Genomic DNA, 12,617 nt, shown 5'->3' on the forward strand with positions numbered 1-12,617 from the left:
TGGAAACACCAGGCAAAACGGCGCGTGACCTTCACAGGTCACGCGCCGTTTTCAATTAGAACGTCAGGTGATCAGAGCTTTTCGGTCTCGCCGCTCTTCGGTTGCCATTTCATCAAGCGCTTCTCCAGCGCGCCGACGATCGCATCGAGTATCAGCGCGAAGGCCGTCAGCACGAGAATGCCGGCAAACACGGTGTTGATGTCGAACGTGCCTTCGGCTTGCAGGATCAGATAGCCGACGCCGCGCGCCGAACCCAGATACTCGCCGACCACCGAGCCGACGAACGCCAGCCCGACCGACGTATGCAGGCTCGAGAACACCCAGCTCATCGCGCTCGGCAGATAGACGGCGCGCAGCAGCTGCTTGCGGTTCGCGCCGAGCATGCGTGCGTTCGCGAGCACCACGGGGCTCACTTCCTTCACGCCCTGATAGACGTTGAAGAACACGATGAAGAACACGAGCGTCACGCCGAGCGCGACCTTCGACCAGATGCCGAGGCCGAACCACACACCGAAAATCGGCGCGAGAATCACCCGCGGCATCGAGTTAGCGGCCTTGATATACGGGTCGAACAACGCGCTCGCGAGCGGCGACAGCGCGAGCCACAAGCCCACACCCAATCCGAGCACCGTGCCGAGCGCAAACGCGAGCACGGTCTCGATCAGCGTGATCCACAGGTGCAGATAGATTTCACCGGACGCGAACCATTCCCAGATCCGCACGAGCACTTTCTGCGGCTCGCCGAAGAAGAACGCGGCCTTGTTCGCGTCGTCGAAATAGAACGCGGGTAGCAGCGTCGGGCTCGTCAGCACGTACCAGAGCACGAAGCACAGCACGAGCAGCAGCCACTGCCAGATCACCAGGTTCGCGCGGTTCGGGCGCAATGCTTTCCACATCTCAGTTGCCCTCCGGCGCGACCGTCAGTTGCTGCTGATAACCCTTGAGCACTTCATCGCGCAGCACGCTCCAGATCTGCGCGTGCAGTTCGACGAAGCGCGGATGCGAGCGCACTTCGGCGACATCGCGGGGGCGCGGCAGATCGATCGTGAACTCGCCGATCGGTCGCGTACCCGGCCCCGCCGACAGCACCACGACGCGGTCCGACATCGCGATCGCTTCGTCCAGATCGTGCGTGATGAAGAGCACGGCCTTGCGCTTCGCGGCCCACAGGTCGAGCAGTTCGTTTTCCATCAGCTGGCGCGTCTGGATATCGAGCGCGGAAAACGGCTCGTCCATCAGGATGATGTCGGGATCGAGGATCAGCGTCTGCGCCATCGCGACCCGCTTTCTCATGCCGCCCGACAGCTGATGCGGATAACGGTCCCCGAACCCGCCGAGACCAACGCGCTTCAACCATTCATCGGCGCGCGCGAGGGCTTCGGCGCGCGGCACGTTGCGGAACAACAGTCCTGCCAGCACGTTGTCGAGCGCCGAGCGCCACGGCATCAGCGCGTCGGCCTGGAACATGTAACCCGCGCGCCGGTTGATGCCCGTGAGCTTCTCGCCGAACACCGTCACCGCGCCCGAGGACGGCTCCAGCAGCCCCGCGCCGACGTTCAGCAAGGTCGACTTGCCGCAGCCCGTCGGGCCGACCACGGAAACGAATTCGCCCGGCGCGATGCGCAGCGTTGTGTCCTTGACGGCGGTGTAGCTTTGCCCGCGCTTCTCGCGCGACGCAAACGTGCAGGTGATGTTTTCGAGCGCCAGGGCGGCAACGGTCATCGTTCGGCTCGCTTGTTTCGATGCTTCGGTGGTTCGATGTCGCTACGTCGTGACGCGGCGGGGCTTTCGCCCGCACGCGCGTCGCCGGGGCACGGATCGAGGTTGAATCGAAGTTTAGATCGCGCGTTATGCCTTGACCGTCGCGAGCGCCTTCTTCACGAAGTCGTTCGTCCAGGTCTTCGACAGATCGATCGGTTTGCCCTTTATCGTCTCGTCGAACGCCTGCAGCGTCTTCAGAGACGTTGCGGGGCCGTCGGCGGGCATCAGGCCATCGGGCGACATCGCCTCTTTCACGTGCTGCCACGCATCCAGATACAGCGCGCGGTCGCCGAGCAGGTACGACTCGGGCACGGTGTTGATCAGTTCGGTGCCCGTCGCCGTCTGCAGCCACTTGAGCGCGCGCACCATCGCGTTGGTCAGCGCCTGCGTCGTGTTCGGATTCTTGCTGATGAACGATTGCGAGGCGTACAGGCAGCCGGCCGGCATGTTGCCGCCGAACACCGTGCGCGTGTCGCTGAGCGTGCGCGTATCCGACACGACGCGAATCTCGCCCGAGCGTTCGAGCTTGGTCATCACGGGGTCGAGATTGGCGAGCGCGTCGATCTGGCCGGACTGCAACGCGGCGATCGCGCCCGCGCCCGCACCGACGCCGATGAACGACACGTCCTTCGCCGTCAACCCGGCTTTGGCGAGCACGAAGCTCGCCATGATCGACGTCGACGAGCCCGGCGCCGTCACGCCGATTTTCTTGCCCTTCAGATCGGCGATCGACTTGTAGTTCGCCATCGTCTTCTTCGACACGGCGAGTACGATCTGCGGCGCGCGTCCTTGCAGCACGAATTCGCGGAAGTACTGGTTTTTCGCCTGCAACAGCAGCGTATGCTCGAACGCGCCCGACACCACATCCGCGCTGCCACCGACAGCCGCCTTCAACGCCTGCGAGCCGCCCGCGAAATCGGAGATTTCGATTTCGAGCCCTTCGTCCTTGAAGAAATTGCGGCGCTCGGCGATGGTGAGCGGCAGGTAGTAGAAAAGATTCTTGCCGCCGACAGCGATCGCGACTTTCGACGTCTCCAGCTTGCTTTGCCCGAACGCGAGCGGCGAGCCGACGAGCGAGGCGCCCGCGAGTGCCGCGCCGCCTGCGAGGAAGCTTCTTCGTTGCATGGTCCTGTCTCCGGTTTTTTGTTCTGTCGCGGGCTGATCCGCCCCGTCTTCGTGCGCTAGCGTGTGTGCCCGCTACACGATCTGTTGCGCGTGCAACCTTGCAATGTGGTCCGCATCATAACCCAGCGTTTGCAGAACTTCATCCGTATGTTCACCCAGTTCCGGCCCGAGCCAGCGTGTCTCGCCGGGCGTCTCCGAGAGCTTCGGCGTGACGTTCGGCAGCGTGATGTCGCGGCCGTCCTGCCACTTGAACGTCTGGATCATCTGGCGCGCGACGTACTGCGGATCGGTGAACATGTCGGCGACGCTGTAGATGCGGCCCACGGGCACGTCGGCGGCGTTCAGCACGTCGAGCGCTTCGTCGATCGTGCGGCTGGCGAGCCAAGCGGCGATCGCGCCGTCGATCTCCTGCGTGCGCGGCACGCGGCCGTCGTTATGCGTAAGCGCCGGATCGTTCGCAAGATCTTCGCGGTCGATCGCGAGCATCAGGCGCTTGAAAATCGGATCGCTGTTGCCGCCGATCACGATGCTGCCGTCGCGGCACGGATACGTGTTGGAAGGCACGATGCCAGGCAGCGACGCGCCCGTGCGCTCGCGCACCATGCCGTACACGCCGTATTCGGGCACCACACTTTCCATCATGTTGAACACGGCCTCATACAGCGCGACATCGACGACCTGCCCTTTGCCGCCGTTCACCTGCCGATGATGCAGCGCCATCAGCGCGCCGATCACGCCGTGCAGCGCCGCGATCGAATCGCCGATCGAAATGCCGATGCGCGGCGGCGGCAGGTCCGGATAGCCAGTGATATGGCGCAACCCGCCCATCGATTCGGCGATCGCGCCGAACCCGGGTCGATCGCGATACGGGCCCGTCTGCCCGTAACCGGACAGACGCACCATCACGAGACCGGGATTTTCCGCCGACAGCACGTCATAACCGAGCCCCAGCTTGTCGAGCAGACCAGGCCGGAAATTCTCGACGACGATATCCGCTTCTTTCGCGAGCTTGCGGACGATTTCCTTGCCTTCGTCGGCCTTCAGATTGATCGTCACCGATTTCTTGTTGCGCGCCTGCACGGCCCACCACAGTGACGTGCCGCCCACTTCGGGATACAGCTTGCGCCATTTGCGCAGCGGATCGCCGCCCTTCGGATCTTCGATCTTGATCACGTCCGCGCCAAACTCGCCGAGAAAACGCGCGGCGAACGGACCCGCGATCAGCGTGCCGAGTTCGAGCACCTTGACGCCCGCGAGCGGTCCCTTGGGCTTTTCCGCTTCGGTTTTTTCCGTTGGCGTTGAAGTGGTTGCGCTCATGTGTCTCCTGATCTTCGCTGATCTTCGTTGTGCTGGCCGGGCGATCCTGCTGTCACGCGTCGTGGTTCGGACGACGCGCCGTTACATCGAACGCCTGTCGAGCATTGCGCGCGCAATCGTGCCCGCGTCGACATATTCGAGTTCGCCGCCCACGGGCACGCCGCGCGCAAGCCGCGTGACGGACAGGCCGCGTGCCTTGAGCGTCTGGCCGAGATAATGGGCCGTCGCCTCGCCTTCGTTGGTGAAGTTGGTCGCGAGCACGACTTCCTTGACGATGCCGTCCGAAGCACGCCTGACGAGCCGGTCGAAATGGATTTCTTTGGGGCCGATGCCATCGAGCGGACTGAGGCGCCCCATCAGCACGAAATACAGGCCACGGTAGGTCATGGTCTGTTCGAGCATGATCTGGTCGGCAGGTGTTTCGACGACGCACAGCAGCGTCGGATCGCGCTCGGCGTCACTACAGACCTCGCAGATCTGCGCTTCCGTAAACGTGTTGCACTTCTCGCAGTGCTGCAGATGCTCGGTGGCGAACAGCAGCGAGCGGCCGAGCTTTTCGGCGCCTTCCCGATCGTGCTGCATCAGGTGATACGCCATGCGCTGAGCGGACTTCGGACCGACGCCGGGCAGCGCGCGCAGCGCTTCGACGAGCGCCGACAAGGCGGAAGGTTGTTTCATGCTGGTACGGCGGCGTCGACGTGTAGTGGGTTGAATCGCGGATGTGTTCCAGCGAGCGAAGCCGCGCCATTCGACAACGAACGGCGAACGCGCGGGCATATGGCCATGAGGCGATGCGGCCATGCGCCGCGCGCGACACGCTGCGCGTTGTTAGAACGGCAGCTTGAATCCCGGCGGCAACGGCAGGCCGGAAGTCATGCCGCCCATTTTTTCCTGCGCAGTGGCTTCCGCCTTGCGCACGGCATCGTTGAAGGCAGCGGCGACGAGATCTTCGAGCATGTCCTTGTCGTCGGCGAGCAGGCTCGGATCGATCGATACGCGGCGCACGTCGTTCTTGCAGGTCATCGTCACCTTGACGAGGCCCGCACCCGACTGCCCCTCGACTTCGATCAGCGCGAGTTGCTCCTGCATCTTCTTCATGTTTTCTTGCATCTGCTGGGCCTGCTTCATCAGCCCGGCGAGTTGACCTTTCATCATGGACTTGCTCCTTCGTAATAATGGATTCGGTTGGGCGCGTGCGCGTCGGCGTGACGGGAGGCGCGCGCGGAAGTCAGTGGCCGGCCGCGCTCTGGCCGCCTTCGGCGCCCGGCGCGAGCGGGCGAACGGAGCCCGGCACGATGCTCGCGCCGAATTCGCGGATCAGCGACTGCACGAACGGATCGGCGCCGATCTCGCGCTCGGCTTCCTGCTGGCGTTTCGCGCGTTCGATCGAGTCGAGCACGGCGGCCGTGCGCCGCACGGGGCCGACCTCGACCTGCACGTCGATTTCGCTGCCCAGCCGCTCGGCCAGCGCCGCCTTGAGCTTCGCGACCTGCGCGGATTCGGTGTAGAGCTGGACCGCGACGTTGAGCTTGAGCGTCTTGCCCTCGACGGCCATCAGTTCGCTGTTGAACGCGAGCTGATAGGAGATGCCCTTGAGCGGCAGCGTGACGGCAAGCGCCGGCCAATCGCCTTCGACGCCGATCGCATCGAGCGGCACGGCGGGCGGCAGCGTGCGGATATCGACGACGGGCGCGGCTGTCGCGACGGGCGCAGCGGGCGCATTGCCTCGCCCGACTAGCATGTCGTCCGGGCCGCTGTCGAAGACGGGAATGAAGTTGTCGTCGGAAGCCGCGAAGAACGCATCGTCCGACGATGCGGGCATGTAGTCGTCGGGCGGAATGTCATCCCACGGCGGGACGGCCGAGGCGCCCTGCGGCTGTGCGGCACGCGGCGTCTGCGTGCGCCCGGCGGTTTCCTGTTGCGCGGCGGCTGCGGCGCGGCGCGCGGGATCGGGCGTCGGTACGCGCACGGCAACGCGCGGCGCGGCGGGTTTGGCCGGTGCCACAGGCGTCGCTGACGCGGGCGCGGCCGAGGCCGGACGGCTTCCCGTCGATACCTTCAGGCCCGCGTTGCGCAGCACGTCGAGCGCGGCGCTTGCACCGCCTGCGCGGCGCGGAGCGGATTCGGTCTGCGTGGAGGAATCATCTGCCGGCGCAGCGTTATCTTGTTGCCCGATCGATGCAACCGGCGAATCGACGTTCACTGTCGATTCGGCTGAGGTCGAAGCCGCAGCCACCGACAGCGGCGTGACGGCGGCATCGACAGGCGCGGCCTGAATTTCAGGTGCAGACTCTGGCGACACGGCCGGCTCAGGAACGGCTTGCGGCTGAACCGGTGCCGGTTCGGGTTTCGCCACCGAAGCGACGCGCGGCGCAATGGCAACGGTAGCCGCTGGCGCATCGCTCGTGCGAGCCTGCGGCGCGGCAGCACCAGCCGCCGCGACAGGCGCGCCCGTCCGCTTCGCTCCAGCAGCCGGGACGCTCGAGCGGCCAGCCGGCGTCACGCCGCCTCCGCCGCCACCGTTCGGGGCCGGTTCGAACGCGAGCATGCGCAGCAGCGTCATCGTGAAGCCTGCGTATTCATCAGGCGCAAGGCCCAGCTCGCTTCGGCCGATCGTCGCGATCTGATAGAACAGTTGCACCTGCTCCGGACTCAGCGTGTCAGCGAAACGGCGCAGGTCGGCGGCTTCCGGCCACTCATCCAGCACCGACGACGGCGAAAACTGCGCCCACGCGATCTTGTGCAACAGGCTCGCCAGATCCTGCAGCGCGGTCGAGAACGACAGACTGCGCAATGCCATTTCGTCAGCAACCGACAGCACGGCCGCGCCCTCGCCCGCGACGAGCGCGTCGAGCAGGCGGATCAGATAGCTTTGATCGAGCGCGCCAAGCATGCCGCGCACGGCTTCCTCGGTGACCTGGTTCGCCGAGTAGGCGATGGCCTGATCGGTCAGCGACAACGCATCGCGCATCGAGCCGTCTGCGGCGCGCGCGAGCAGGCGCAGCGCCTGCGCTTCATGCGGAATTTTTTCTTCGCCGAGAATGTGCTCGAGATGCGACACGATATGCCCTGCCGGCATCTGCTTCAGGTTGAACTGAAGACAGCGCGACAGCACCGTGACGGGAATCTTTTGCGGGTCGGTCGTGGCGAGGATGAACTTGACATGCGGCGGCGGCTCTTCCAGCGTCTTCAACATCGCGTTGAACGCGTGGTTCGTCAGCATGTGTACTTCGTCGATCATGTAGACCTTGAAGCGCGCATCGACGGGCGCATAGACCGCGCGCTCCAGCAGCGCAGCCATTTCATCGACGCCACGGTTGCTCGCCGCGTCCATCTCGACATAATCGACGAAGCGCCCTTCATCGATCTCGCGGCACGCACGGCACACGCCGCATGGCGTAGACGTGACGCCCGTTTCACAGTTGAGCGCCTTCGCGAAGATCCGCGACAGCGTCGTCTTGCCGACGCCCCGCGTGCCGGTAAACAGATAGGCGTGGTGCAGACGGCCGCCGTCGAGCGCGTGCGTGAGCGCGCGCACCACGTGCTCCTGTCCGACGAGCGAAGCGAAATCCTTCGGCCGCCATTTGCGTGCGAGAACTTGATAGGTCATCCGGAAATTGTATCAGCAAGACTGACGCGTAAAGACGAATCGATAACGCGCCCGATAGCGCGTTCAAGCGAGGCGTGACAACGCTCTGACGCTTCATTGAATTTCGCTAAGGGAGCGATAGAAGATGCCGCGTTTCGAACGACGCCGCAAAGAGAACAAACAGGGGAAATAAAGCGAAGGGAAAAAAGGAAGGTGACGAGCCTGACCCTCGGCACTGGCGGAAAACGGCTGTGGCTGCTTCGTTCCCGACCTGACCAGGTTGACCGCACCTCCATGCGAGGAGGCCCGTCACGTCGTATTCTAACATCGCTCGTTGCGCCGCGCGAGAGGCCCGCAGACAAAACGCGCAGAAACCCCGTTCAGACTTCGTCGCCACCCTCTTGTGTTCGCGCGCGCGAACTCCAGATAGGTGATGTCACGAGGGAGCTGCCGCGCTTCGCATCGACACAGGCATCACGTGAGGTGATGTAAAGGCGCGGCGCGAAACCCTACTGTCGGAATGCGTACTATCACGACGGGCAACGCATAGCAATTTAGGCTAAACTGACGTTCAAGTGGCCCGCAAAGCCAAGCCAGCCCGCCCTCCTGAAGGTGTCCCCACGATACTTTCCCGCGGCGCGTTTCATGGTTTGTCCTGTGGCAAAGCGAACGGAAAGTTTTCTGATTTTGTTGTATCGTGGCGGGCATTCAAAGCAGGCCTCGAACCGAAAGAGGTATTCACACAAATGAGCGAACACATCAAGCATATTAGCGACGCGTCGTTTGAACAGGACGTCGTCAAATCCGACAAACCCGTACTGCTCGATTTCTGGGCGGAATGGTGTGGCCCGTGCAAGATGATCGCGCCGATCCTCGACGAAGTTGCGAAGGACTACGCTGATCGCCTGCAGATCGCCAAGATCAATGTCGACGAACATCAATCCACGCCCGTCAAGTTCGGCGTGCGCGGCATCCCCACGCTGATCCTCTTCAAGAACGGCGCGGTCGCTGCACAAAAGGTCGGCGCACTGTCGAAGTCGCAACTCACCGCGTTCCTCGACGGCAACCTTTAATCTGCATACACGGCACGCGCCAGCCAGCGCGTGCCCGGCTCGCGCAGTGCGTCGGCAATGAAGCAACGCCGCGCATGAAGCGAGCCGCATGATTCTTGTTGTCGCTGGACAACAATGACAACAAGAATCATGCGCCGACAAAGAACCGGCCGCGCAGGCTGGTTTTGGCGTGTGCTATGCTAGAATCCACAAAACGTCGAAAAGACGGGTAAGTCCTTGAGCGGTTCCGCTCACTTCTCCTCCCAGATTTCATTTCAGGTCGCACCTTCTCTGCGGGTTCTCCGTATGCATTTATCCGAGCTTAAGACTCAGCACGTTTCCCAATTGATCGAGATGGCCAATGGTCTCGAGATCGAAAGTGCGAACCGCCTGCGCAAGCAGGAACTGATGTTCGCCATTCTAAAAAAACGCGCCAAAACGGGCGAAACGATCTTCGGTGACGGCACCCTCGAAGTGCTGCCGGACGGCTTCGGCTTCCTGCGCTCGCCGGAAACCTCGTATCTCGCCAGCACGGACGACATTTACATCAGCCCGTCGCAGATCCGCCGCTTCAACCTGCATACAGGCGACACGATCGAAGGTGAAGTCCGCACGCCGAAGGACGGCGAGCGCTACTTCGCGCTGGTGAAGGTCGACAAGGTCAACGGCCAGCCGCCGGAAGCCTCGAAGCACAAGATCATGTTCGAGAATCTGACGCCGCTGCACCCGAACAAGGTGCTGCTGCTCGAACGTGAGATGCGTGGCGAAGAAAACGTCACGGGCCGGATCATCGACATGATCGCGCCGATTGGCAAGGGCCAGCGCGGTCTGCTCGTCGCGTCGCCGAAGTCCGGTAAGACCGTGATGCTTCAGCACATCGCGCATGCGATCAAGCAGAACCATCCGGACGTGATCCTGTTCGTGCTGCTGATCGACGAACGTCCTGAAGAAGTGACGGAAATGCAGCGCTCGGTGGCGGGCGAAGTCATTGCGTCCACCTTCGACGAACCGGCCGCGCGTCACGTGCAGGTCGCCGAAATGGTGATCGAAAAAGCCAAGCGCCTCGTCGAAATGAAGAACGACGTGGTCATTCTGCTCGACTCGATCACGCGTCTTGCACGCGCCTACAACACGGTTGTCCCGGCATCGGGCAAGGTGCTGACGGGCGGTGTCGACGCGAACGCGCTGCAACGTCCGAAGCGCTTCTTCGGCGCGGCCCGTAACATCGAGGAAGGCGGTTCGCTGACCATCATCGGCACGGCGCTGATCGAAACGGGCAGCCGCATGGACGACGTGATCTATGAAGAGTTCAAGGGCACGGGCAACATGGAAGTGCATCTCGAGCGCCGTCTCGCGGAAAAGCGCGTCTATCCGTCGATCAACCTGAACAAGTCCGGCACGCGTCGCGAAGAACTGCTCATCAAGCCCGAGATCCTGCAAAAGATCTGGGTGCTGCGCAAGTTCATCCACGACATGGACGAAGTCGAAGCAATGGAATTCCTGCTCGACAAGATCCGCCAGACGAAGAACAACGCCGAGTTCTTCGACATGATGCGTCGCGGCGGCGGCTAAATAGCCATCGCACCCGTCGACGTTCGCGTCCACAAAAAAAAACGCCTGCTTTCGAGCAGGCGTTTTTTTATTTTCACGCTCTGCGCCTGCGCAAGCGACAATGCGATCGCGCACCTATCTCTATAATGCTTCACGTCCCGCCGACCAGTGAAGCATCACCATGCCGATCGCCGATTCCCCCACTCTGCTGACCGTGCGCGACGCCGCCGAACGCCTCGCCGTCACGCCGCGCACGCTCAAATACTACGAAGAACGCGGGCTCGTTACGCCCAGCCGCAGCGAAGGCCGCTATCGCCTGTACGACGAGGACGACCTCGAACGCTTTTCGCGCATCCTGCGTTTGCGCGCGCTCGGTTTTTCGCTCGCGGGCATCACCGAAATGCTAAAGCGGCCGCTCGAAAACACCGAAAGCGGACGCCGTGGCTATTCGATGGAATCGTTGCAGCAGATACGCGACGGTCTCGCGCAGCAGGTCGAGTCGCTCGACGCGCGGATCGAATCCGTGCAGCGCGAACTGAAGGAAGCGCAGAAGCTCAAAGCCGAACTGAGCGACGACCTGGATTACGTGCAGCGCCGTCTCGCCGGCGAGAGCGCCGACGAACTGATCCAGAAGCGGCGCGCATCGGCCGCGTTGAAGCGCACCAAAGGCACGAAAGCCTGAACGCCGCACGTGCGGCCCCGCATGTCTCGCAACCGCCCGACATCGATCACTCAAACGAATCCAGGCACGCGATGTTTTCGAAACTCACTCGATGGCTCGACACGCGCCGCCGCGACCGCGCGCTGCGCACCTACGCAATCGACGACGCGCTCTGGCAGGCGACGCTCGACGGCCTGCCGTTCCTGTCGCATCTCGCGCCCGCCGACCTTCAGCGCCTGCGCGAGATAACGAGTCTCTTCATCGCGCAAAAGGAATTCTCGACCGCGCACGAGCTCGAACTGACCGAACAGATCACCGTCGCGATCGCCGTGCAGGCCTGCCTGCCCGTGCTCAATCTCGGGCTGGAACTGTATCGCGGCTGGGTCGGCGTGATCGTCTATCCGGGCGAGTTCGTGATCCGCAAAACGGTCGAAGACGAAGACGGCGTCGTGCATGAAGTCGAGCACGACGCGAGCGGCGAAGCGTGGGAAGGTGGACCCGTGATCCTGTCGTGGGAAGACGCGCAGATGACGGACAGCCCGGATGCCTACAACGTCGTGATCCACGAATTCGCGCACAAGATCGACATGGTGACGGGCGAAGCGGATGGCCACCCGCCTCTCTTTCGCAAGCTGCATGCGCCGCTCGATTCCGCGCAATGGGCGGACGTGTTCGATCACGCATACGACCAGTTCTGCGCGAAGGTGGACGCCGTGCCGGATCGCCGCTGGGCGCGCTTCGAGCGTGAATCGCTGATCGATCCGTATGCAACCGATCACCCATCGGAATTTTTTGCCGTGTGCAGTGAGGCGCTGTTCGTGAAGCCGCGCGAGTTCGAGGCGGAGTATCCCGAGCTGTACCGGCTGCTCGCGCGTTATTACCGGCAGGACCCGGCGCGCACGGGTGCGCTCGGCGACGCAAGCATTTGATCCGAAAGGAAAAACGGCTGAAAGCAACCCGCTGCCGCGCCTGCTAAAAAACCGCCGCAAACCTCGTCAAAGGTCTGATTTTCTGGCATAATCGCCGTTTTTCGACCTTAGGCAAGTGGCTCGCGGTTGCGGAATTCTCCGGCTCCCGGGTTGGCTACCGCCAGACTAAAGGAAAGACCATGAAAGAAGGCATTCACCCGAATTACCGCGAAGTCCTGTTCGTCGATATGTCGATCGACTTCAAGTTCGTGACGCGCTCGACGATCCAGACGCGTGAAACGGCCGAATTCGAAGGCAAGACGTACCCGCTGGCGAAGATCGAAGTCTCGTCGGAATCGCATCCGTTCTACACGGGTCAGCAAAAGATCATGGACACGGCAGGCCGTGTCGAGAAGTTCAACAAGAAGTTCGGCGCCCGCGCTTCGGGCAAGGCCGGCAAGTAATACCCCGCCGGTTACACGTGCGTGCCCCGACTCCCGTCCGGGCCGCAACGATGCAAAAAGGGCAGCGCAAGCTGCCCTTTTTTGTCGGTGGACGCTTTGTCGACACACTGCCCGGGTCCGCATCGACACCGCCCGCCCCTCGCCCGCCTGCTTGCCTTGCAACCCGCCATGCAACTTGCGTGCAACCGT

Annotated in this window: 12 protein-coding genes and 1 other RNA gene; 5 read left to right on the forward strand and 8 right to left on the reverse strand. The window is 62.8% G+C overall.

Annotation, left to right across the window (positions count from 1 at the left end):
• Positions 1-71 precede the first annotated feature (71 nt).
• The 8 genes from C2L65_RS08550 to ffs all read right to left on the reverse strand — a co-directional run bounded on the left by C2L65_RS08550 (position 72) and on the right by ffs (position 8,103).
• On the reverse strand, positions 72-896 hold the full coding sequence (locus C2L65_RS08550) for an ABC transporter permease (protein WP_007736445.1): 825 nt from the start codon (positions 894-896) through the stop codon (positions 72-74).
• A gap of 1 nt (position 897) precedes the next feature.
• Positions 898-1,722, reverse strand: coding sequence for an ABC transporter ATP-binding protein (locus C2L65_RS08555; RefSeq protein ID WP_042315122.1), 825 nt, complete (start codon positions 1,720-1,722; stop codon positions 898-900).
• Between the two features lie 126 nt (positions 1,723-1,848).
• The gene (locus C2L65_RS08560) at positions 1,849-2,886 is read right to left on the reverse strand and encodes an ABC transporter substrate-binding protein (RefSeq protein ID WP_042315121.1); all 1,038 of its coding nucleotides are present in this window, start codon (positions 2,884-2,886) and stop codon (positions 1,849-1,851) included.
• Between the two features lie 72 nt (positions 2,887-2,958).
• The gene (locus tag C2L65_RS08565; protein WP_042315120.1) at positions 2,959-4,203 is read right to left on the reverse strand and encodes a CaiB/BaiF CoA transferase family protein; all 1,245 of its coding nucleotides are present in this window, start codon (positions 4,201-4,203) and stop codon (positions 2,959-2,961) included.
• Between the two features lie 81 nt (positions 4,204-4,284).
• Complete coding sequence (recR, locus tag C2L65_RS08570) at positions 4,285-4,881, reverse strand: recombination mediator RecR (protein WP_042315131.1); 597 nt, start codon at positions 4,879-4,881, stop codon at positions 4,285-4,287.
• Between the two features lie 150 nt (positions 4,882-5,031).
• The gene (locus C2L65_RS08575; RefSeq protein ID WP_007182071.1) at positions 5,032-5,358 is read right to left on the reverse strand and encodes a YbaB/EbfC family nucleoid-associated protein; all 327 of its coding nucleotides are present in this window, start codon (positions 5,356-5,358) and stop codon (positions 5,032-5,034) included.
• 73 nt (positions 5,359-5,431) lie between these two features.
• Complete coding sequence (gene dnaX, locus C2L65_RS08580; protein WP_042315119.1) at positions 5,432-7,813, reverse strand: DNA polymerase III subunit gamma/tau; 2,382 nt, start codon at positions 7,811-7,813, stop codon at positions 5,432-5,434.
• Between the two features lie 191 nt (positions 7,814-8,004).
• Positions 8,005-8,103, reverse strand: an RNA gene (gene ffs, locus C2L65_RS08585) — signal recognition particle sRNA small type.
• A gap of 435 nt (positions 8,104-8,538) precedes the next feature.
• On the opposite strand from ffs, the gene trxA reads away from it, so the two are divergent.
• From trxA to C2L65_RS08610, 5 genes are all read left to right on the forward strand, one after another.
• On the forward strand, positions 8,539-8,865 hold the full coding sequence (trxA, locus tag C2L65_RS08590) for a thioredoxin TrxA (RefSeq protein WP_007586494.1): 327 nt from the start codon (positions 8,539-8,541) through the stop codon (positions 8,863-8,865).
• Positions 8,866-9,150: 285 nt separating this feature from the next.
• Positions 9,151-10,416 (forward strand): transcription termination factor Rho, encoded by a 1,266-nt coding sequence (gene rho / locus C2L65_RS08595; RefSeq protein ID WP_007586495.1) that lies wholly within the window; start codon positions 9,151-9,153, stop codon positions 10,414-10,416.
• Positions 10,417-10,576: 160 nt separating this feature from the next.
• The gene (locus C2L65_RS08600; protein WP_007586496.1) at positions 10,577-11,077 is read left to right on the forward strand and encodes a MerR family transcriptional regulator; all 501 of its coding nucleotides are present in this window, start codon (positions 10,577-10,579) and stop codon (positions 11,075-11,077) included.
• A gap of 71 nt (positions 11,078-11,148) precedes the next feature.
• On the forward strand, positions 11,149-11,985 hold the full coding sequence (locus tag C2L65_RS08605; RefSeq protein WP_042315118.1) for a M90 family metallopeptidase: 837 nt from the start codon (positions 11,149-11,151) through the stop codon (positions 11,983-11,985).
• 179 nt (positions 11,986-12,164) lie between these two features.
• Positions 12,165-12,428, forward strand: coding sequence for a type B 50S ribosomal protein L31 (locus C2L65_RS08610; RefSeq protein WP_042315117.1), 264 nt, complete (start codon positions 12,165-12,167; stop codon positions 12,426-12,428).
• Positions 12,429-12,617: the final 189 nt, after the last annotated feature.

The sequence above is a fragment of the Paraburkholderia terrae genome (assembly GCF_002902925.1).
Taxonomy (GTDB): Bacteria; Pseudomonadota; Gammaproteobacteria; order Burkholderiales; family Burkholderiaceae; genus Paraburkholderia; species Paraburkholderia terrae.

Excerpts from the sequence above, each read along its gene's own strand:
- C2L65_RS08550 (WP_007736445.1), bottom strand. The coding sequence starts at position 896 with ATGTGGAAAGCATTGCGCCCGAACCGCGCGAACCTGGTGATCTGGCAG.
- C2L65_RS08555 (WP_042315122.1), bottom strand. The coding sequence starts at position 1,722 with ATGACCGTTGCCGCCCTGGCGCTCGAAAACATCACCTGCACGTTTGCG.
- C2L65_RS08560 (WP_042315121.1), bottom strand. The coding sequence starts at position 2,886 with ATGCAACGAAGAAGCTTCCTCGCAGGCGGCGCGGCACTCGCGGGCGCC.
- C2L65_RS08565 (WP_042315120.1), bottom strand. The coding sequence starts at position 4,203 with ATGAGCGCAACCACTTCAACGCCAACGGAAAAAACCGAAGCGGAAAAG.
- recR (WP_042315131.1), bottom strand. The coding sequence starts at position 4,881 with ATGAAACAACCTTCCGCCTTGTCGGCGCTCGTCGAAGCGCTGCGCGCG.
- C2L65_RS08575 (WP_007182071.1), bottom strand. The coding sequence starts at position 5,358 with ATGATGAAAGGTCAACTCGCCGGGCTGATGAAGCAGGCCCAGCAGATG.
- dnaX (WP_042315119.1), bottom strand. The coding sequence starts at position 7,813 with ATGACCTATCAAGTTCTCGCACGCAAATGGCGGCCGAAGGATTTCGCT.
- trxA (WP_007586494.1), top strand. The coding sequence starts at position 8,539 with ATGAGCGAACACATCAAGCATATTAGCGACGCGTCGTTTGAACAGGAC.
- rho (WP_007586495.1), top strand. The coding sequence starts at position 9,151 with ATGCATTTATCCGAGCTTAAGACTCAGCACGTTTCCCAATTGATCGAG.
- C2L65_RS08600 (WP_007586496.1), top strand. The coding sequence starts at position 10,577 with ATGCCGATCGCCGATTCCCCCACTCTGCTGACCGTGCGCGACGCCGCC.
- C2L65_RS08605 (WP_042315118.1), top strand. The coding sequence starts at position 11,149 with ATGTTTTCGAAACTCACTCGATGGCTCGACACGCGCCGCCGCGACCGC.
- C2L65_RS08610 (WP_042315117.1), top strand. The coding sequence starts at position 12,165 with ATGAAAGAAGGCATTCACCCGAATTACCGCGAAGTCCTGTTCGTCGAT.